The organism is Nitrosococcus halophilus Nc 4, assembly GCF_000024725.1.
Classification (GTDB): Bacteria; Pseudomonadota; Gammaproteobacteria; order Nitrosococcales; family Nitrosococcaceae; genus Nitrosococcus; species Nitrosococcus halophilus.
Genome location: NC_013960.1, coordinates 473639 through 493963, shown reverse-complemented (window position 1 = coordinate 493963; position 20325 = coordinate 473639). Strand labels below are relative to the sequence as shown.

Genomic DNA, 20325 nt, shown 5'->3' with positions numbered 1-20325 from the left:
CTAATGGACCGGTTTTTCCGCCACCCGTAGTCGCGCGCTACGGGCCCGCGGATTTCGAGAAACTTCCTCGGGAGTCGGCCAAATCAGCTTACCCAGCACTTGCAAACTGGCCTGAAAATGGTCCTGCATCACCGGCAAATCTGGAGGTAAATCCTCCCCTCGAGACTTTTGCCTAAAGAAACGTTTGACCATTCGATCTTCCAAAGAATGGAAACTAATGACTACCAAACGCCCCTTTACGGCCAGGACAGTCACCGCCTGCTCAAGGGCAGCGCGTAACTCCTCCAACTCGTTGTTAATAAAAATACGTATTGCTTGGAAAGACCGGGTAGCAGGATGCCTGCCGGGTTCCCAGCTTGGATTGGCCTTGGCCACGACCTCAGCCAGTTGTTTCGTTCGAGTCAGGGGGTTGATTTCCCGGGCTTGAACAATAGCCCGGGCAATGCGCCGACAGAAACGTTCTTCTCCATAAGTTTTGAGAACCGCCGCGATCTCTTTTTCGGTCGCGCTAGCCAGCCATTCGGCTGCACTTTGTCCTACCGCCGGATTCATGCGCATATCCAAAGGTCCATCCTGCAGAAAACTAAAGCCTCGCTTGGCATTCTCAAGCTGAGGAGAGGAGACACCGAGATCAAACAACACCCCGTTTACCCTTTTCAGCCAACCCTGTTCTGCCACTACCCGTGCCAATTCCCCAATGGACGCCTGAACAATGGAAAAACGCCTATCCTGCTGGGCTAAAATACGACCTGCGGCAATCGCCTCGGGATCCTTGTCCACACCCAGCAGACGCCCCTCGCTGGATAATGCATCCAAGATCGCTTGGGCATGCCCACCACGGCCAAAAGTCGCATCCACATACAGGCCATCTCTGCGGATGGCCAAGGCCTGGATAACCTCCCGCAACAGCACGGGCTGATGGGTCAAGGTCTCCTTTTCATCCATCGGGGCCATTTTCTTGCCTCAAAGTGCTAGTAGAGCCAGTTCCCGGGCTAGCTCTTCCCCTGCTAACGTCTCCTCTTCTGCCATCTGCTGCTCCCAAACCCCGGTATCCCAAAGTTCGAACTTATTACCCTGTCCTACTAAGGTAATGTTCTTCTTAAGGTCTGCACGTACTCTTAACTCTGACGGCAACAGAATGCGGCCATGGCTATCGAGCTCACACTCCACCGAATGACCGATAAGTTGACGTTTGATATACCGGGCCTGACGATTGTGGGACGGCAGGGCAATCAATTTCTGCTCTACAGCTTCCCACTCGGGTAGGGGATATAACTGCAAACAGGGATCCAGTAAATCAATCGTCACCACGACTTTGCCATCGCAATAGGTCCCTAAACGCCGACGATGTTTAGCTGGTATGGACAACCGGCCTTTGGCATCCAGGTTGAGTGTGGTAATCCCTCGAAACAATGCCTGCCCCTTGAACGGGCCATTCACCCCACTTTGGCCCACTTCATCCCACCCAGCAACATAGTAGGGGTGCGCGCCACAGGGTGTCAACAGAGACTTAAGAGTTTCCTTTAAGTTTTCTCTATACAGATTAACAAATGCTTTTAAATCAAAACATTAAAGAGGAATGCTAGGAAAGAGGCTGAAGCTAGGTAAAAAGAAAATGGGAAAGAATGCGAAAGGGTTGAGACGACCGATAAGCCGGGTTCTGTCATGGACAGCCATTCATCTAGGATGCACGTCACCGTACATCTCAAGCGGCCTACCCGGGAACGGTGCGGGCCACACCTTGGTTCCTCTATTTGGCCTTGCTCCGAGTGGGGTTTACCCTGCCGCGGAATGTTGCCACCCGCGCGGTGCGCTCTTACCGCACCTTTTCACCCTTACCGGCACCCGCAGGCGCTTAGGCGGTATATTTTCTGCGGCACTTTCCGTAGGCTCACGCCTCCCAGGCGTTACCTGGCACCCTGCCCTGTGGAGCCCGGACTTTCCTCGCTATCCCAAGAGATAACGCGGCTGTCTAGTCGTCTCTAATTCATGATAGTCCTAAATATAGGGCGGGTTCTACATAATTATACTCAAAAATTAATCCTGCCTCCCGAATCCTCTTCGTTTTTGTCCATGGGGTCATGGTGAATAATAATCTCTGCTTGAGGAAAAATGTTAAGTACCTTCGCCTCCACCTCCTTCCCGATCTGGTGAGCCCGCTGCAAACTCAATTGTCCCTCCACACCTAAATGAAATTGAATGAATAAATCCTGACCAGCGGCCCGAGTCCGGAGATCATGGAAGTCAAGCACTTCAGGATGGGATAAGGCCAGTTGGGTAATCTGCGCTCGCTCTTCTTCCGGGAGCTCCCGGTCCATGAGCTGATTCAGGGAGTGGAAAATAATTTGCCAAGCATTCCGCAGAATATAGGCCGCAATAGCTAACGCAAATAAAGGATCGGCGAGAGACCAGCCCCAGAAGGTGCTTAATCCCAAGGCCACAATGACCCCTAGATTGACGAGCACATCCCCTGTGTAATGGAGCGAATCGGCACTAATAGCCAGGGAACCGGTCTTACGTATGACGATGCGCTGATAATAGACTAAAGCCAGCGTCAGGAGGATGGATACCCCCATTACGCCGATACCCAGGGCACCGTTTGTCACCGGCTGCGGCGCCCATAGCAACCTGATGGATTCCACGGCTAGAAAAAGAGCAGATCCCGTGATAAAGGCTGCCTGACCTAACCCGGCCAAGGGTTCAGCCTTGCCATGACCGAAACGATGCTCCCGATCAGCGGGTGTCAGTGCCGCACGCACCGCCAGTAAATTGATAAATGAAGCCGCTACATCTAGCACAGAATCAATCAAAGTAGAGAGCATGGCGACGGAACCTGTCACCCAGTAGGCCCCTAACTTAATCACAACGAGCACCATCGCCACCGCTACGGCGGCATAGGTGGCCTGCCGCATCATCCGGGTGCTGTCATGGTGTGCAACAACGGTTTCTGCCATAGGAATTGTCTTTTTCAGTTTGTTTTCAGCTTGAAAACTTATTCTCATTGTCATTTGCAACAATGAGGATGAAGCACAATATTATGAGACAACATAGAGAAATCAAAGCCATAGACCCATTAGTTCGCATTCTCATCGCCGCCTTTTATGGGGTATTAGGCCTTATTCTATTTAATTTATGCGCTAGTTGAACCCCCATGACTTTAGGAGGAAGCCATGATTAAGTATTTGAAAAATAGACTTTTATTGGTATCAGGAATCCTACTCCTAGGGACTCTCAATAACAGCCTGGCCGAGAATGAAAGTGACCAGGACCGTGCCCGCCAGCTTAGAGAAAATGAGGACATTCTGCCGCTAGAACGAATCCTAGAGCAAGCCAAAACGCAACACCGGGGACGCCTTATTGAAGCGGAGCTGGATCAAGAGGAAAATCGCTGGATCTATGGTGTAGAAATTCTGGATGAAAACGGTATAGTCTGGGATATGGACTACGATGCCACCACAGGCACGTTGCTTGAGACCGACCAGGAAAAATAACGCTAACGGCCAACTCCCAGCAAAAATCTTTAGATATTTTAGCACAATCAGGAGCAATCTTGTGCTAGGGTATTAAAAGAATACGCCAACACTTCTTTGCCAAGGGTGAAGTAAAACATAATGCGATAAACCCCCAGGCCGGAATATCTTCTCTACACAATGCTCTATTCTATATTAAGGTAGCAATGCGGGTATTGCTAGTCGAAGACGATAGGGAACTGCAAAAACGCTTGCATCGGGAACTGACCCAGCAAGGCTTTGTGGTGGATACGGCGGATAATGGGGTTGATGCGGAATTTCTCGGCTTCGAGGAACCCTACGAGGCGGTGATACTTGATTTGGGACTGCCCCAGCGCTCCGGCTTGGATGTCCTTCGCCACTGGCGCGACCATGATAACCGGGTCCCTGTATTAATATTAACCGCACGGGATGCCTGGCATGAAAAAGTGGAGGGTTTTAAGTGCGGAGCTGATGACTATCTTAGTAAACCCTTCCATACTGAAGAGCTACTTGCCCGCCTTCAAGCGCTCATCCGACGCAGCCAAAATCGCCCTCATCAATCCCAGTTGACCAGCCACAGCTTGACGCTGGATGAAGAGCGCCAGTGTGTCCATAAAGACGGCCACCTCATTGAGCTCACTGGCACGGAATTTCGCCTCCTGCGCTATTTTATGCTGCATCCCGGGCGTATCCTTTCCAAGAGTCGACTGACCGAGCAAGTTTATGCCTTGGATGCGGATAAAGACAGTAATGTCATGGAAGTCTACGTCAACCGATTACGCAAAAAAGTGGGCAGCGACCTCATTAAGACTCGACGAGGCCAAGGCTATATCTTTGGAGAAACAGAGCACTCATAAACCAGAGAGTATTTCCTCGGAAACCCCATCCACCACAGGGAAATATGGCTATTTCCGGCATTGGCTGAAAAGTTCCTTGCTGTTCCGACTCAATGCCGGACTAATGGCAAGCTTGCTGGTCGTTCTTGACCTGCAGTTAGCGGCGACCGAAGTTTACGCTAATTATTTAATGGAAAATTATGTCAAGAACCGCCTAATACAGGACAGCGAAAGCTTGCTTGCAGCGCTTTCAATTGCTCCGGATGGAGTCGCGACCTTAGATAAGGGGCATCTCCCACCGCATTTTTTGCGGCCATTTTCAGGCCATTATTACCGGATCACCATCACCGACCCTCTGGGCAGCATAGATCAACCGAATGACCCTCCTCTATCTTTATATTCCCGCTCTCTCTGGGATACGGATCTAAGTTTACCCTCCGTTGTGGTTGGCGAGTCCCTTCACTGGCGGATTCCTGGGCCCGAAGACCAGGATCTGCTGACCTTGGTAACCGGCTACTCTAAACAGAAGCATCGAATTGTCATCGCAGTAGCCGAGGATCTCTCTCCCCTTCACGCCGATGTGCAGTCCTTTCAAGTTCACTTTACCGTTATTTTTCTAGCGGGAATGGCGCTCCTGATCGGATTGCAGACCTGGTTGGTACGTGCCAGTACGCGCACCCTCGCCCAAACCCGAAACGATATTGTTCGGCTGGAGCGGGGGGAAATTGAACATATTAATGAAGATGTCCCCTCTGAAATCGCCCCCCTCGTACAAGAAGTCAACCGCCTGCTGCGCATCCTGCGCCAGCGATTAAAACGCTCCCGAAATGCCTTGGGGAATCTTGCCCACGCCCTCAAAACCCCACTGACCCAGTTGACACAACTGACTGACGATCCCAACCTCAGCAACCACCCTGCTCTGCAAGAGCGTTTCCAGCATCACATTCACACCCTAAGGTTTCTGATAGAGCGAGAGCTCAAGCGGGCTCGCCTTGCCGGTGGTGGTCTAACCCTACAACCAATGGATGTAGCCGAAGCAAGCCGAGACTTGATACCCGTCTTCCAAGCCCTTTACCGGGACAAAGGGGTGACCATCGATTCCCGATTGCCATCTTCAGTGCTTTTCAAAGGCGATCGGGAAGATCTGTTAGAGCTCTTAGGCAACCTGTTAGATAATGCTTGCAAGTGGGCCCATAGCCAAATTCGTCTAGGTGTCATGAATGCAAACACCTCAACCCTCACCCTAATCATTGAAGACGACGGTCCAGGTTGTACTTCAGAAACATTGGAGCACCTCACTCAGCGAGGACTGCGCTTGGACGAGGCAACCCCCGGCCATGGCCTAGGGCTTTCTATTGTGAAAGATATCGTCACCTCCTATGGAGGAGCCATTGATTTTGCCTTATCTTCCGATCTTGGCGGCCTTAAAGTTACTATCCAACTTCCCAATGATTTTAAATCAGCTGCTCTAAAGTAGCCTAATCCTCCTGAGGGGCACGCAACTCCAGTGCTAGCTGATAAAGGCGGTTTTTCTTAAACCCGGTAATTTTAGTAGCGAGGGCCACCGCTTGCTTCAAAGGTAAAGCGGTTACTAGGGGCAGCAATACCTTTAAGGCCTCTTGCCGGGGGGCATCTTGCTTTTTTTCCGCCCCATGCAGCAACAATACCAGTTCCCCTCGACCCGACTCCGGCGCCTGCTTTGCCCAGGTAAGAAGGGTAGAAAGGGAACCCCCACGGACCGTCTCATGGCGCTTAGTCAATTCCCGGGCGACCACCGCCTCCCTGTCCGGGCCAAATGTTTCCACCATCGCCTGGAGCGTTTGCGGTAAACGACGGGGCGCTTCGTAAAAGATCAGGGTGCGAGTTTCATCCACCAGTTGTTCTAATCGAGTCTGTCGCGCTTGACTTTTGGCTGGCAAAAAGCCCTCAAATACAAAGCGATCGGAGGGTAACCCGGCCACAGACAAAGCAGCGACTAAAGCGCAGGGGCCAGGCACAGAAACCACGGCTATGCCTGCTTGCCTTGCCTGCCGGACCACTCGGTAACCGGGATCGCTGATCAGCGGAGTCCCTGCGTCACTGATAAGGGCCACCGAAAGCCCCTCCTGGCAACGGCCAATCAAAAGTTCAGCCTGCTGCCGTTCGTTATATTCATGCAATGAGACCATTGCCGTGGTAATCCCGAAATGGCGCAATAAGCCCCCACTGTGGCGGGTATCCTCGGCAGCGATCAACTCTACCTCCTGCAAGGTCTCCTGAGCCCGGGGACTTAGGTCTCCCAAATTACCAATAGGGGTTGCCACCACATACAAAATACCCCATTTATCGGCCATCATAATGTGCTCTCTCTAGGCTACGCTACAGGTAGCGGTTAATATTATTCATTTTAAATGTATTTCATTATTCCTATGGTGATTTTTCCACGAAGAACAGGTCATTATCTTCCGCTAATGGGGTTTGCCATTATCCTTGGGCTTAGCGCCTGCGCACCCCCTTCCAAGGTACCCCCGAGGGCACCCTCGGCGCTTGCCCAAGCCGAAGCGCTGGCAGCCGAAGGACGCTACCTTGCTGCGGCCACAGAATACATCCGGCTAGCGGCTGAAACCCCACCGCCGCAACGCCAAGACTATCAATTACGCGCCGTTGCCGCTCTCCTCCAAGGCAATCAGTGGCAAGAAGCTCAAGAACTTCTTGAAAGCATTGCACCTGAGAGTTTGGCGCCGGCATTGAGCCTTCGCTACCGCCTTCTGGCTGCCCAACTAGCGGTGGCAAAAGGGGAAGCAAAACGGGCCTTGTCTCTCCTTAAGGACATCGAAGCCCTGGAACCAAGCTTAGAACAGCAAGCCACCCTCCACCGGCTTCGGGCAGAAGCCTATGAGCTTGCAGACAAACCCCTTGCCGCCGCCCATGAGCGGGTCCAGCTAGAACCCCTCCTCTCCGATGCCCAGGCTCTGCAGGAGAATCAGCGCGCCCTTTGGCGCGGCCTGATGGGTCTTTCTCCCGATACCTTTAAACGTCTGCGCAAAGAATCCCTCTCCAATACGCTCCGTGGATGGTTGGAGCTTGCTCAACTTTTTCAGCGCTACCCATTGGACCCCCTCGGCTTACAGCAAGCTATTGAGGATTGGCGGAAGCGCTACCCTGGGCATCCTGCCTCCCTGGCATTGCTCCAAGCCGAAATGCCCACCCTTCCTACCGCCCCTTACCAACCTACGACCATTGCCCTACTACTTCCCACTGAGGGGCGATTTGCGGCTTCTGCTGCAGCGGTACGAGATGGTTTTTTTGCCGCCTACTACAGTGATAACAGTGACTGGACTCCCGTCATTCGTTTTTATGGGGTCAAAATCGACTCTAAAAGCAGCAATAGCAATGCCTATAAGGTTTATCAACAAGCCCAGGCCGAAGGTGCCGATTTTGTGGTAGGACCGCTGACGAAACAGTCACTGGCACAACTTGCCGAAGTCGGTGATTTACCACTCCCCACCCTGGCCCTTAATTACCTAGAAAAATCCCATAAACCCGTGGGAGGCCTGTATCAATTGGCCTTGTCTCCAGAAAATGAAGCCCAAGGGGTGGCTGAGCGAGCCTGGCGCGACGGTCACCACAATGCCCTGGTTCTTATTCCAGATACCCAGTGGGGCCAGCGGGTAAGAGATGCTTTTACTGAACGTTGGGAAAAGCTGGGAGGCTCGCTATTGGAGGTTCAAGCTTATGATCCTGAAAAGGAAGACTACTCCTTTCTGATTCAACGTTTGCTCAACATTGATGAAAGCCAATCCCGCCATCGGGAACTTCGGGATTTGCTTGACCGTCAGCTGGCATTCGAACCCCAGCGGCGTCATGATGCTGATTTTGTCTTCCTTGCCGCCTTCCCGCGGCAGGCGCGCCTATTAATTCCTCAACTTCAATTTTATCGGGCAGAGGACCTGCCAGTCTACAGTTCTTCCCATATTTATACCGGTTCCCCGGATCCAGAGCGGGATCTGGATTTAAACGGGGTAATATTCAGTGACATTCCCTGGGTTCTCAATGGTAACATGCAAGACGAGCCGAGCTATCAGAACCTGGCCGCCGTTTACCCAGAGCATTTTGAGCGGTTGAAGCGTCTCTACGCCCTGGGTTCCGATGCTTATCGAATCATCCCTCATTTAAATGCCCTTTATCGGGTTCCGGATATGACTTTCGAGGGGGCTACAGGCAGACTGCGTATGGACGCTGAGCAGCGCTTGCGGCGTGAGTTGAACTGGGCTCAGTTTAAAAAAGGACGACCCCAACCTACGGCTAACCCTACCTCTCAACCATGACCCGAAGCTCTCGCCACGATCAGGGACAACAGGCAGAACAATTAGCCTGCCATTACCTTCAGACCCAGGGCCTGCGCCTGGCCCAACGCAATTATCGCTGCCGTCTCGGCGAGATCGATCTAGTCATGGAAGACGGAGAACATTTGGTCTTTGTTGAGGTACGCTGCCGCCGCAAGGGGCGCTTTGGGAGTGCCATAGATAGTATTACGCCCACTAAGCAGGCCCGCCTCATTGCAGCCGCACAACACTATTTACAACAAGCCGGAGGAACCCACAATAAGCCCTGCCGCTTTGATGTCGTCGGAATCACTCCTCTGCAGGGAAGCAATGACATTGTTTGGTTGCAGGATGCCTTTCGATTAGAGTAATCAGAAAAATCCAGGGCGGGTGCCGAAGGATAAGGGGTGATTGACTACCCCTTTATTTCATGGACGGAAAATAAACCTGTGCCCCCCAGACTAGCCCACAATACCTGACAACTTCCGCCAAGGCCATGATGAACGCCCGAGAACGCATTGAACAACATTTCTTCAACAGTGCCCAACTTAAATTATCAGCCATGAGCTCCCTAGCTCCCCCTATCGAGCGCGCTGTTCAACACCTATTGGACAGCCTCCAACACCGGCACAAAATCTTAAGTTGTGGTAATGGCGGTAGCGCTGCGGATGCTCAGCACTTTGCTTCGGAACTGATCAACCGCTTTGAGCGGGAACGTCCCGGTTTGCCTGCCATCGCCTTGACCACCGATACTTCTGCGATTACCTCTATTGCTAATGATTATCATTATGATATTGTTTTTGCTCGCCAGGTCGAAGCCTTAGGCAGTAAAGGGGACCTTCTGCTGGCGATAAGCACCAGTGGTCACTCCACCAATGTGGTTCGCGCAATCGAAGCAGCTCATACCCAGGAGATGAAGATCATTGCCTTGACGGGGGGCGACGGCGGTAAAATTGCGCCTTTACTGACAGCACAGGATGTGGAAATCCGCGTACCCGCCCACAATACCGCACGCATCCAGGAGGTACACTTGCTCGTGCTTCACTGTCTATGCGACCTACTTGATCACAGTCTGTGGCCGGAGAAATAATTCATGAAATCCTGTCTCACCGTTTTGCTCTTTTGTTTCGCATTACTTTTTCAAGGCTGTGCTGCCGTCGTCGCTACAGGGGTCGTCGCTGGGGCAGCAACCGGTATTTCTGCCGCTTACGACCGCCGCACTTTCAGTACCGTCATCGATGATCAAAGCATCGAGCTTAAGGCCAGTGCAACGCTTCGGAACGACCAGGTCCTCCATGACAGTGCTCATATCAATGTCACCAGTTATAATGGAATGGTGTTATTAACGGGGGAAGCCCCTAACCAGGAACTCAAAAAAAGAGCCACAGAACTTATCCAGCCGCTTCCCCATATCAAGCAAATCTATAATGAACTAGATATTCTGGCTCCCAGCTCCCTGGTATCCCGTTCTAACGACTCCTGGATCACCACCAAAGTCAAAACCAAAATAGCTGCTGAGAAAGGGCTTGACCCTACTCGAGTTAAAGTGGTTACCGAGCGGGGTACGGTTTACCTCATGGGGCTCGTCACCGCTCGTGAAGCTGAGCTAGCCACTACCGTGGCCAGCCATACCAAGGGGGTGCAACGGGTCGTCAAAATCTTTGAGTATTTACCCGAAACTGATCTTGAATAGCTCTCCTGTCACTCCCCAGGAATTTCTGACGAACCTTGTTCAGATCGTAGATGAACAGCGGGTTCGCTTCGATCCGGCTGACTGTTGGCCCTATGGCTATGACAATAGCCGCCGGCATGCCTTACCCCAATGGGTAGTTTTTGCCCTCACCCCTAAGGAAATCCGCGACATTATCCGCCTATGCAACCATGCCCGGGTCCCCCTTACTCCCCGAGGACGGGGCACCGGGACTACGGGAGCCACAGTTCCAATCAATGGTGGCCTAGTCCTTTCCTTAGAGCGCATGAATCGCATCCACCTTGTCGACCCCGCTAACCGAGCGATGGTCGTGGAACCTGGCGTGACCAACCAAGAGGTCCAAATGGCGGCCGAGCAACGGGGATTTTTCTGGCCTCCTGACCCGACCAGTGCGGCTTTCTGCACTGTGGGCGGCAATCTAGCTTACAATTCAGCAGGTCCACGGGCGGTAAAATATGGGACCCCCCGGGAAAACGTGCTTGGTCTTCGAGCCGTTACCGGTGCCGGAGAGGAGATTCGCTGCGGCGGCTATACCACTAAAGGAGTCGTCGGCTACGATCTCACCCGCCTTCTGATCGGCTCTGAAGGTACCCTTGCCATTATTACCGAGGCAACGCTCAAATTAACGCCCTTAGCCGAAGCGAAACAAACCCTCCGCGCCGCCTACCGGGATACAGAAAGCGCAGGGCAGGCAGTGGCGGCGCTGATGAGTCAACCGCTCACCCCCTGCGCACTGGAATTCATGGACCGCCAAGCCGTAACCTTAGCCCAAGCGCAAGGCGGCGCAACCTTGCCTGGGGGGACGGGCGCACTGCTCATGATTGAAGTGGATGGTCCTGCAGCAGCGATGGAAGAGGCCGTCACTCAACTCAAGAAAGCGGCTGACAATGCTGGACTCTTAGAGATTGTTGCCGCCCACACTCCCCAAGAGGTTGCCCAATTATGGTCCGCCCGCAAAGCCCTTTCGCCTGCTCTGCGGACCCTGGCGCCCAAAAAGATCAATGAAGATGTGGTGGTCCCCGTCTCCCATCTGCCTGCACTGATTGGGGGCCTCGAGCGCCTGGCTAGAGAATTTGCCATCACCATTGTCAATTTTGGCCATGCAGGTAATGGTAATATTCATGTTAATCTGTTGATCAATCCTGATGATCCTCTCGAGATGGAACGGGCGGGAAAATGTCTAGAACGGGTGTTTGAGTTGGTTTTAAGTCTCAATGGCTCCCTTTCTGGGGAACATGGAATAGGGTTGGAAAAGCGGGATTTCGTGGCTCGAGAGATCGATGCCACCACCCTAAACCTGATGGGACGCCTTAAGGCCCAATTCGATCCCCGAGGGATACTCAACCCGGAAAAGACGCTCCCCTTAAAATCATTGACTTAGGTTTTAATGATGGGTATCGATATTTTGGTCTATTGATGTTCAGCTAACTTGAATGCTAAGAAGCTGTTGGAAAATACCTTTATGGGTAGGGTGGGTTGAGCGTAGCGAAACCCACCGCTTCGCCGGGAGCACATTAGGACCTGCGAAGGATGCCCATAGGGAAGGGGCACATCACCGCTGTTCGTTGGTCCCCCTTTCCATGGTGCGCATCGCTGCGCTCTGCACACCCTACGCTGTCCTCAAAGTTTTCCAACAGCTTCTAAGGATGGGGCTTTGAAACTGATTTATAGTGCGCCCAATCTTTTGCTAGTGAGGCATTTCCAAAATTTATTGGAGTCCCACGGCATTGATTGTGTCATCAAAAATGAAAGCCTTAGCGGTGCAGCCGGTGAACTGCCTCCCACGGAATGTTGGCCAGAACTTTGGCTGACTGAGGAGAAACGCTACAGGGAGGCTTCCCGGCTTTTAAAGGGGGCTGAAGAAGATCAACGACCGTGGACTTGTCTCCATTGTGGCGAATTATTGGAAGGGCAGTTTGACCGGTGCTGGAATTGTGGCGAATATCGGGATGACTAAAACACTTTCTAAAATATTAGAGATTAAAGCCCTCAATTAGACAACTGCGCCATGGCCCTTTAGTGCTCTGATAAATCCCATGCTTTTCGATGGGCAATGCCACCATGAAACCTGAAACCGCCGCCAATCCTGCCCGTATCGAATACGATCCAGCTACCTCCACCTTACGTTGTTTGGGCACTTGGACCCTCTATGGCATCAGTCAGCTAGAACAAACCCTGCCTCTCTCCCAATCGCACCCTCCCGTGCACGCGGTAGATGCGAGCGGCATCACCCAAATGGATACAGGCGGCGCTTGGTTGTTGCAACGTCTCCTTGCCGATCTCGAGCAACAAACCCGGCCCATCCCCTGCAAAGGACTGGGACAGGAACAGCAGAAATTGTTGCGCCTCGTTCAAGGCGGCAGCACTAGCCAACAGCTCACCACCGCCCCCCCGCCTGGCATATTGGAGAGAATAGGCCGCTTGAGCTGGGCCCACGTGGAAGAGGCCTTATCATTTTTAGCGTTTATTGGGGAAACCCTCCTCTATTTCCTCCGCAGCATGGCCCACCCTTCCCGGATTCGCTGGCGCCCTTTCCTGAGTAACCTGCAAACTGCGGGAATCAATGCGCTTCCCATTGTGGGTCTTCTGATTTTTCTGGTGGGCGTCGTCCTTGCCTATCAGGGGGGTATCCAACTCCGCGCTTATGGCGCCAATATCTTTATTGTGGAGTTGGTCACCCTCACAATGGTTAGGGAGCTCGCCCCCCTGATGGCTGCCATCATTATTGCCGGCCGGACCGGTTCAGCTTTCACCGCCCAAATCGGGACCATGCAGGTCACCGAAGAGATCGATGCTCTACGCACCCTAGGTATCCCCCCCATGGAACAATTGGTCTTACCCAAGATTTTTGCACTGGTATTGGCCCTGCCCCTATTGACCGTATTTGCTGATATGGTGGGTATCTTTGGTGGAATGGTGATGTCCCAGGCCCTGTTGGAGGTGGAATTCCGGGAATTCGCCCAACGTATCCCGGAGGTGGTTCCCCTCTCCTCCTTTTTAATCGGGGTGGGAAAAGCTCCTGTCTTTGCCGTCATTATAGCGACCGTGGGGTGCTACCAAGGCTTCCGTGTGGGCGGCGGTGCCGAAAGCGTAGGCCGACATACGACTACCAGCGTGGTCCAGGCCATCTTTCTGGTGATTATTGCCGACGCTACGTTTTCCATCCTCTTTAGCTGGCTTGGAATCTAAGATGGCCAAGACCCAAAAAACCGTCATTCAAATCCAAAATCTGGAAACCCGTTTTGGCGAAGCATTGATCCACAAGAAGATTAGCTTGGAGGTCTACCGGGGCGAGATCTTTGCCATTGTAGGGGGAAGCGGCTCCGGCAAATCTACACTGCTGAGGGAAATTATCATGCTAACCTCGCCCTCGGCAGGCTCCATCCGGGTTTTCGGGGAAGAACTGAGAGAGCTGGATGAGGCCCGCGCGGCACGCCTTCAAGCCCGTTTTGGGGTGATGTTTCAGCAAGGAGCCCTCTTTAGCTCCTTCACGGTGTTGGAAAATGTTGCCCTCCCTCTAAAAGAACACACCCAGCTCTCCTCCCGGTTCATTACCGAACTGGCACTGCATAAAATTAAGTTGGTGGGCCTCCCCCTAGAAGCGGCATGCCGATATCCTCGAGAGCTTTCCGGCGGTATGATCAAACGAGTGGCCGTGGCACGGGCACTGGTGTTAGATCCAGAACTGTTATTTCTGGACGAACCCAGCGCTGGTTTAGATCCGGTAAGCGCTGCGGCCTTAGATGAACTCATCCTTGAGCTGAGGGCTTCCCTTGATCTCACTGTGGTGCTCGTTACCCATGATCTGGATTCTTTATGGCGGATCGCCGACCGGGCCGCATTTCTGGGAGAGAAAACACTTCTAGGCCTAGATACTGTGGCGGCACTGGCCCGCTCGGAACATCGCCTGCTCCAGGCCTACTTTAAGGGGCCTCGGGGTCGTACTGCCCAGGAGAGCGCATGGACACAAAAGTAAACTACATTTTAGTTGGCCTCTTTACCATCCTGCTGGCGACTGCCCTGACGGCTATAATTTTCTGGCTCAGCGCGGCGCCCGCAACCAAAAATTACCAAACCTACCTGGCTTATATGCGGGAATCGGTGGCCGGGCTTAACATGAATGCCGCGGTGAAATACCGGGGGGTGGACGTTGGACAAGTTGAGGCCATTGAACTGGATAAACAAAATCCTGAACGGGTCCGCCTAACCCTGGCTATCGAGCAAGGCACTCCCATCAAAGAAGACACCATCGCTATCCTGGCCTCCAATGGCCTCACCGGCATTGCCTATGTGGAACTGACGGGGGGAACTCAAGACTCCCCTACCCTCCAGGCGGAGAAAGGCCAATCGCATCCCGTGATCCAGACGGGACCTTCCCTGCTCATGCGGCTCGATACGGCACTCACCAAATTATTGACTGAACTGACAGGAGTGGCCGGGGACCTGAGCCGCATCGCCCAAAGCGTTAACACCGTACTCATCGAGCAAAACCAGCAAGCCCTTGCTGAAACCCTACGCAACACTGAACGTCTCAGCAAAGTCCTAGCGGATTTAGCGGCTAATCAAGAAAACCAGCAGGCGCTGAGAAAAACACTCCACAATACCGAGCACCTCACGGCACGCCTTGCAGGGCACGGATCCCAGCTAGAAACCGCAGTTGAAGACTTAGTGACCATTCTGGAAGCCGGGGCAAAAGCCAGCAAACAGCTTCCTATTCTGGTAGAACAAGCCTCGCGCAGTTTACGTCCCATCGAGAAAACAGCCGAGGGCTTGGAAACCTTGCTCCGGGACGGAGAGCAAGGGTTTCGACTATTCACTCAAAGTACCTTACCCCGCATCGATCAACTGCTAAATGACTTTGACCGTGTCACCCGCAACCTGGAACGCTTTAGCCAACAAGTGGAACAAAATCCTCGCACCCTATTATTTGGTTCTCCCCCTAATCAACTTGGACCAGGAGAATAACCCATGTTCTCCCCATCAAGGCGCCAACTACCCTACCGAGGGTTGTGCTTAATCATGGTCGTCATCCTTTCTAGCTGTACCTTGTCCCCAAAGCAGCCCGGTCCCGTTCGCACTTACCTCCTAGCGCCCCAACTTCCCCCCCAAACAACCGCTGCTCCCACCCCATTAACCTTGCTAGTCTCCACGCCCCAGGCGGCAGCCGGCTATGGCACCTCCCAGATCGCCTATACCCGCAAACCCTATGAGCTGGATTACTTTAGTCGCAACCAGTGGGTTGACACCCCGGAGCGTATGTTAAAGCCGATTCTCGTTAATGCCTTGGAGGCCAGCGGACATTTCCAAAGTATCGCCCCCGATGACACTCGGATACTGGCTGAACTAAGATTAGATACAGAAATCCTCCGTCTGGTACAAGATTTCTCAGGCCAGCCCAGCCAAAGTCACCTGGTGCTTCGTGCTCGACTCATTGACCTTGCCAAGGGGGAAGAAATTGCTAGTCAGACTTTTGAGGCCCGGGAACCTGCCCCTGAAGAGGGACCCTACGGCGGAGTCATCGCCCTAAACCGGGCTTTAGAGCGCATTCTTAGGGAGTTGGTGACCTTCTGCGCTCGGGCTTATTTGAAGCGCTAACCCGGACAATTCATGAGATCACCACAAAGTCACAAAGAAATCATAAACTTAGATGCATTAGAACAATTTACTTCATTAGAGATGAACATCTCCATTAGTCTCTCCCAACTGACTGAGGTTCCTTCACCTTCGTGTCCTTTGTGTCTTGGTGGTGAAAAATCCAGGCTAAGTATGAGGGCATGCAATGATTAAAGGCGTTCTGCTTGACTTAAGCGGTGTCCTTTATGTGGGTGAACAGATAGTACCTGGAGCACTCAAGGCACTGACGCGACTGAGGAAGTCCGGGTTACCGGTGCGCTATCTAACCAATACCTCCCGCAGTACGGGACGCACCATCCATAGCAAGCTCAGGGCTATGGGATTTGACATTTCAGTCGATGAAATTTTCACTGCACCCTTGGCGATTCGCCGTTATTTAGAAACCCATCAACTCCGCCCCTACCTGGTGATCCATCCCGACTTAACGCCGGAATTTGCCGATTTTCCCCAAACCGAACCCAACGCCGTGGTGCTCGGAGATGCCGGCCACGCCTTTACTTACCCCCGACTGAATGGGGCTTTCCGGGTGCTGCTTACTGGAGCGCCCTTGCTGGCGGTGGGAAATAATCGTTATTTCCAAGAAGCCGAGGGGTTAAGCTTGGATGCAGGTCCCTTCCTTAGAGCCCTGGAGTATGCCGCAAATGTTCAAGGGATCATCCTAGGCAAACCGGCAAAAGAATTTTTTCACAGTGCGGTGGAAAGTCTCGGGTGCCTCCCCCAGGAAACAGTCATGGTCGGCGATGATGCTAAAGCCGACGTGGAAGGGGCGCTGAAAGCAGGCCTCCAAGCCGTACTGGTGAAAACCGGCAAGTACCGTCCTGGCGACGAGGCCACTATCCAGCCGCCTGGCACCGTTCTCCAAAATAATATTGAAGAAGCCGTAGACTGGATTCTAAACCCTTCATAAAAATCCGCTATTCGGCTCTCTCCAGCCCCTATGGCGCAACACCACAGATTTGACCACTATAAGCCAGGGTCACTAGACCCTGATGGGTATCCGCCTCTCCGTGGTTCTTAAAGGTCCCTGTAGCTTCAGCAAACCTTCCCGTGCCCCCGGTCACCTTATATTGGGTACTCATGTGGTACACCCCACTCCTGCCAGGTATAGGAATCCACAGGGCTTTATCCCTGGTCTGAAGAGTATCGCGGCTTTCCGTCACAAAAATATGTTTTAGCTCCAAATCTACTCTGTCTTCGCCCTTTTCCTGCTTAGTAATGGTCGCCTGGGTGGCTCCTTGAAGGGAGCCGGTGACTGTGCCCAGCACAGAAGTGGGTCCAACGATGCTCCCGGCAATCGCCCCGCTAATAGAAATACAACGAGTCTCCTCAGCCCAACCCGGGGTAGCTATCCCAAAGGCGAGGCAGGCAAACCCAATGGTATAGAAGGCTAATCGCTTCATGTTATTTTTCCCCCGAAAATTTTTACTTTTAAAGCTTATGGAGTCATTTAAAATACAAAAATCAAGTATAGCCTTCGCCAAACCAAATTCTAGGCCCCCCTCACCTAACTTATCCGCAGACTCATGAAAGCGCCTATAAGGAAAAAATAAGGAGCGAAGACAGGATGCCACCTTTAAACCCGGAGCATCGCAGGACAGAAGATCTTCTAGAACAATGCTATCAATATTCCCTAGCACTGTTACGCCGTAACTCCGCCCCTGCGGGAATCATGGCATGTACACCTACTGAAAAAGCCTCCAATCGGCATTACACCGCAATCTTCGGACGAGATGCGGCCATCTGCACCTTGGGGTTAATCGCCTCGGGACAGCCTGACTTAATCGGAACTGCTGTTAATGGCCTGCTCACCCTAGCCAAGCATCAAGCGCCCAATGGTCAAATTCCCAAATATGTTAAACCGGACCTCAAGGAGGTGGATTTTTGGTACTCAGGCTGTATCGATGCCACCCTCTGGTGGCTAATCGCCCTGAACTATGTGGACCAACACCGGCCTGAAATCAAACTAGGAGAAGAACTCAACACGGCGGTGCAAAGGGCGCTTAACTGGCTCCTGTGCCAAGAGCATCAAACTTTTTTCCTACTACAGCAAAATGAAGCGAGTGACTGGGCAGACATTATGCCCAGATCAGGTTTTGTGCTATATACCAACGCTCTGTGGTTTTATGTCAAAAAACTCTACCAATTGCCCTGCCTAGAGCAGACTCACTATTATTTCAATGCCCTGTTTTTCCCCTTTCGGCAGCAGTTCATCAAACATCGCCGCGCCCGTCTTTTAGCCCATTATATTCGAAATAAATGCAACTCCCGGCAAACCTATCTTAGCTTCATAAACTTTTCCTTCTGGGGCGAGGAAATCGACGTGTTCGGCAACATCCTAGCGTTGCTACTCAACTTGCCTGAAGATTCACGATGGCGCAAAGAAATTCATGCTGCCCTCAGCAAGCTTGGTATCGATCATCCGTTTCCGGTGCGGGTAGTCGGGATACCCATCCACCAAGAAAATCCCCTCTGGCGCACTTATATGCAACGCCACCAACAGAATTATCCCTATCAATACCATAATGGGGGTATTTGGCCTTTTATTGGTAGCTTCTGGGTCCTACTCCTCGCCCGGTTAGGGATGGGGGGAAAGGCCAGAAAAACCCTGCTTAAGGTAGCAGCAAGCCATCAAGTCAATGAATGGCAATTCAACGAGTGGTTTCATGGCGAAACAGGAAAACCCATGGGCATGCCCGGCCAATCATGGAATGCAGCAATGTTTATCCTGAATTACCATATTTTGTATGGGGAAGCGGCCTCAAAAGGCAAAGGCCCATCAAATTTTGACGCCCATTTTCCTGAACGCTCTGTTCTTTCATCACGGCGCCGACTAAAATACAAGCCCTTAGCATAACCTGAAGAACTTCTATTACGAGGGCGTATAAACATGACCGATTATGTCCCCATAAACTGCAATTGTCATGATCACCTTGAAGCACTCGCCACGCTTAGCAAACGGTGCCGAATCGTTTACCAAACCGCTGATGGCAAAATCATTGAAACGCTGGATACAATTGCTGATATTTACACCAAGCATCAAGAGGAGTTTGCAGTGTTGGGTTCAGGCGAAACCATCCGCCTAGACACCCTCAAGGAGGTCGACGGGCAATCTATCGACAGTGGTTCCCATTAGAAGGAGCCCTACTGAACTGGGGACAGGCGTAACCAGGCCCATTAAAATTCAGCCGGACCCTAAATCGGAATTTCCTCACTCAGGAATGGGACCGAGAATCATTGCTGAAACATCAGCCCAATCCCTTCCTGAGAACGGTGCACCACCGTAGCGGATAGATGGTGCATCTTAATCAAGGAGTCTGCCGAGAGCACAAAAACCAATTTGATAATCCTATCTTCAGGAATTCGTAACGGCCCGACTTCGACAAATGCTCCCGTCACACTGAGATTGATCACCTGGCAACGCTGTGGCTGCTGTCCTGGCCAGGATAAATAAACCCTAACCCCAGCCCGCTTTCTCGGATTTCGGCGACGTTCTATTTTTTTGCTAAGAAAGCATGACATTTTCGATTTTACCCCCAGAGCAGTAAGCACCTTAGCACCCACAATCAACCAACTGCAACTCAGCCCAAAACCACTGACGCTTTGAAATTTATTATAGTGATTGCCGTTCCCATAAAACTATTACGCATAATTCGTGCCTAAGCTACATCTTATGGGGCTGAGTAAGGTATTGCCACCCTACCACAATAGCGATGATAGGCGTAATTAAGGTCGCTGCTAGGAGAAATAAAATTAAGCCATCTAACCAAGTAATCAGCGGTAGCAAATATAAGGTATCTTCAGGCTCAAAACCTGCAAAACCGGGTTGTTTCGTCGCTACCTTCCCAGACTGCTGCTCTATTTCGTTACGAAAATGAAAAATGATAGCGATGGCAATCCCTGCTACCCCGCCCATCAGGGGAGTCCATTCCCCCAGGTGGGAACTGGTGAGGCCCCAGCCAATACCAATGAATAAGCCAATGGTGGCCACCGCATCCGTCACCAGATCATAGAAATGACCTCCTCGGGATTGCTTACCACTCATGCGCGCCAATTCACCGTCGGTATGATCGAGAAAGGTAGACATCACCCACAACCAGGCAGCTAGGTTGAGCCATTCACCGCTCCCAAAACATAACGCCGCCCCAAGCCCTGTCACCAACCGCAAGGTTGTCAAATGGTTAGGTGTTACCCAACTGTTACAAAGTGGCCGAACGATTAAGGCGGCAAGGCGGGCATCCCACGGAGTATTGGTCATAACGTTTCTTAGATCAGTTTTTGACATCCACCTCTCCCTTTAAGGAAGAGGATTCCCTAGCGCGGACGCCCATGCCCGAGCGCATGGCCTCTGG

The 20325-nt window shown here is 52.2% G+C and carries 23 protein-coding genes and 1 other RNA gene; 16 read left to right on the top strand and 8 right to left on the bottom strand.

Annotation, left to right across the window (positions count from 1 at the left end; genetic code table 11):
* The 4 genes from rsmH to NHAL_RS02340 all read right to left on the bottom strand — a co-directional run bounded on the left by rsmH (window position 1) and on the right by NHAL_RS02340 (window position 2954).
* On the bottom strand, window positions 1–945 hold the full coding sequence (rsmH, locus tag NHAL_RS02350) for a 16S rRNA (cytosine(1402)-N(4))-methyltransferase RsmH (protein ID WP_041354583.1): 945 nt from the start codon (window positions 943–945) through the stop codon (window positions 1–3).
* 18 nt (window positions 946–963) lie between these two features.
* The gene (gene mraZ / locus NHAL_RS02345; RefSeq protein ID WP_013031562.1) at window positions 964–1413 is read right to left on the bottom strand and encodes a division/cell wall cluster transcriptional repressor MraZ; all 450 of its coding nucleotides are present in this window, start codon (window positions 1411–1413) and stop codon (window positions 964–966) included.
* 220 nt (window positions 1414–1633) lie between these two features.
* Window positions 1634–1984: RNase P RNA component class A (rnpB, locus tag NHAL_RS19990), an RNA gene on the bottom strand.
* Window positions 1985–2030: 46 nt separating this feature from the next.
* Complete coding sequence (locus NHAL_RS02340; RefSeq protein WP_013031561.1) at window positions 2031–2954, bottom strand: cation diffusion facilitator family transporter; 924 nt, start codon at window positions 2952–2954, stop codon at window positions 2031–2033.
* Window positions 2955–3170: 216 nt separating this feature from the next.
* Between NHAL_RS02340 and NHAL_RS02335 the strand changes: the two genes are divergently transcribed.
* From NHAL_RS02335 to NHAL_RS02325, 3 genes are all read left to right on the top strand, one after another.
* The gene (locus NHAL_RS02335; RefSeq protein WP_013031560.1) at window positions 3171–3491 is read left to right on the top strand and encodes a PepSY domain-containing protein; all 321 of its coding nucleotides are present in this window, start codon (window positions 3171–3173) and stop codon (window positions 3489–3491) included.
* 185 nt (window positions 3492–3676) lie between these two features.
* On the top strand, window positions 3677–4348 hold the full coding sequence (locus NHAL_RS02330; RefSeq protein ID WP_013031559.1) for a response regulator transcription factor: 672 nt from the start codon (window positions 3677–3679) through the stop codon (window positions 4346–4348).
* A complete protein-coding gene (locus tag NHAL_RS02325) occupies window positions 4326–5804 on the top strand; it encodes a sensor histidine kinase (RefSeq protein ID WP_157862469.1) in 1479 nt (492 codons plus the stop codon). Before NHAL_RS02330 ends, NHAL_RS02325 begins: the two co-directional genes overlap by 23 nt.
* A gap of 1 nt (window position 5805) precedes the next feature.
* Here the strand turns inward: NHAL_RS02325 and rsmI are convergent, their stop codons facing one another.
* The gene (gene rsmI, locus NHAL_RS02320; RefSeq protein WP_013031557.1) at window positions 5806–6663 is read right to left on the bottom strand and encodes a 16S rRNA (cytidine(1402)-2'-O)-methyltransferase; all 858 of its coding nucleotides are present in this window, start codon (window positions 6661–6663) and stop codon (window positions 5806–5808) included.
* 114 nt (window positions 6664–6777) lie between these two features.
* Between rsmI and NHAL_RS02315 the strand changes: the two genes are divergently transcribed.
* From NHAL_RS02315 to NHAL_RS02265, 11 genes are all read left to right on the top strand, one after another.
* On the top strand, window positions 6778–8634 hold the full coding sequence (locus NHAL_RS02315) for a penicillin-binding protein activator (RefSeq protein WP_238985418.1): 1857 nt from the start codon (window positions 6778–6780) through the stop codon (window positions 8632–8634).
* Window positions 8631–9002: a YraN family protein gene (locus NHAL_RS02310; RefSeq protein WP_013031555.1), complete on the top strand. Its 372-nt coding sequence runs from the start codon at window positions 8631–8633 to the stop codon at window positions 9000–9002. Before NHAL_RS02315 ends, NHAL_RS02310 begins: the two co-directional genes overlap by 4 nt.
* A gap of 128 nt (window positions 9003–9130) precedes the next feature.
* Window positions 9131–9721 carry a phosphoheptose isomerase gene (locus NHAL_RS02305; protein WP_013031554.1) on the top strand — a complete coding sequence of 197 codons (591 nt, stop codon included), beginning with the start codon at window positions 9131–9133 and terminating at the stop codon, window positions 9719–9721.
* 3 nt (window positions 9722–9724) lie between these two features.
* Complete coding sequence (gene dolP, locus NHAL_RS02300; RefSeq protein WP_013031553.1) at window positions 9725–10324, top strand: division/outer membrane stress-associated lipid-binding lipoprotein; 600 nt, start codon at window positions 9725–9727, stop codon at window positions 10322–10324.
* Window positions 10317–11723, top strand: coding sequence for an FAD-binding oxidoreductase (locus NHAL_RS02295; protein WP_420804789.1), 1407 nt, complete (start codon window positions 10317–10319; stop codon window positions 11721–11723). The genes dolP and NHAL_RS02295 overlap by 8 nt, the downstream gene beginning before the upstream one ends.
* Window positions 11724–11996: 273 nt before the next feature.
* Entirely contained in the window at window positions 11997–12299 is a 303-nt protein-coding gene (locus NHAL_RS02290; RefSeq protein WP_013031551.1) for a putative signal transducing protein, read from the top strand.
* A 104-nt stretch (window positions 12300–12403) separates the two neighbouring features.
* Window positions 12404–13531 (top strand): ABC transporter permease, encoded by a 1128-nt coding sequence (locus NHAL_RS02285; protein WP_203434351.1) that lies wholly within the window; start codon window positions 12404–12406, stop codon window positions 13529–13531.
* Between the two features lies 1 nt (window position 13532).
* Window positions 13533–14318 (top strand): ABC transporter ATP-binding protein, encoded by a 786-nt coding sequence (locus NHAL_RS02280; RefSeq protein WP_013031549.1) that lies wholly within the window; start codon window positions 13533–13535, stop codon window positions 14316–14318.
* Complete coding sequence (locus NHAL_RS02275) at window positions 14303–15307, top strand: MlaD family protein (RefSeq protein WP_013031548.1); 1005 nt, start codon at window positions 14303–14305, stop codon at window positions 15305–15307. The genes NHAL_RS02280 and NHAL_RS02275 overlap by 16 nt, the downstream gene beginning before the upstream one ends.
* Window positions 15308–15310: 3 nt before the next feature.
* Complete coding sequence (locus NHAL_RS02270; RefSeq protein WP_013031547.1) at window positions 15311–15937, top strand: ABC-type transport auxiliary lipoprotein family protein; 627 nt, start codon at window positions 15311–15313, stop codon at window positions 15935–15937.
* Window positions 15938–16121: 184 nt separating this feature from the next.
* Window positions 16122–16883, top strand: coding sequence for a TIGR01458 family HAD-type hydrolase (locus NHAL_RS02265; RefSeq protein WP_013031546.1), 762 nt, complete (start codon window positions 16122–16124; stop codon window positions 16881–16883).
* 28 nt (window positions 16884–16911) lie between these two features.
* On the opposite strand, the gene NHAL_RS02260 is transcribed toward NHAL_RS02265, so the two are convergent.
* Window positions 16912–17376 (bottom strand): hypothetical protein, encoded by a 465-nt coding sequence (locus NHAL_RS02260; protein ID WP_013031545.1) that lies wholly within the window; start codon window positions 17374–17376, stop codon window positions 16912–16914.
* Between the two features lie 164 nt (window positions 17377–17540).
* On the opposite strand from NHAL_RS02260, the gene NHAL_RS02255 reads away from it, so the two are divergent.
* Window positions 17541–18830, top strand: a complete 1290-nt coding sequence (locus NHAL_RS02255; protein WP_013031544.1) for an amylo-alpha-1,6-glucosidase — start codon at window positions 17541–17543, stop codon at window positions 18828–18830.
* Window positions 18831–18863: 33 nt separating this feature from the next.
* On the top strand, window positions 18864–19109 hold the full coding sequence (locus NHAL_RS02250) for an aldehyde dehydrogenase family protein (RefSeq protein ID WP_013031543.1): 246 nt from the start codon (window positions 18864–18866) through the stop codon (window positions 19107–19109).
* Window positions 19110–19207: 98 nt separating this feature from the next.
* On the opposite strand, the gene NHAL_RS02245 is transcribed toward NHAL_RS02250, so the two are convergent.
* A complete protein-coding gene (locus NHAL_RS02245) occupies window positions 19208–19495 on the bottom strand; it encodes a PilZ domain-containing protein (RefSeq protein ID WP_049780571.1) in 288 nt (95 codons plus the stop codon).
* Between the two features lie 142 nt (window positions 19496–19637).
* Window positions 19638–20258 (bottom strand): CDP-alcohol phosphatidyltransferase family protein, encoded by a 621-nt coding sequence (locus tag NHAL_RS02240; protein WP_013031541.1) that lies wholly within the window; start codon window positions 20256–20258, stop codon window positions 19638–19640.
* Window positions 20259–20325: the final 67 nt, after the last annotated feature.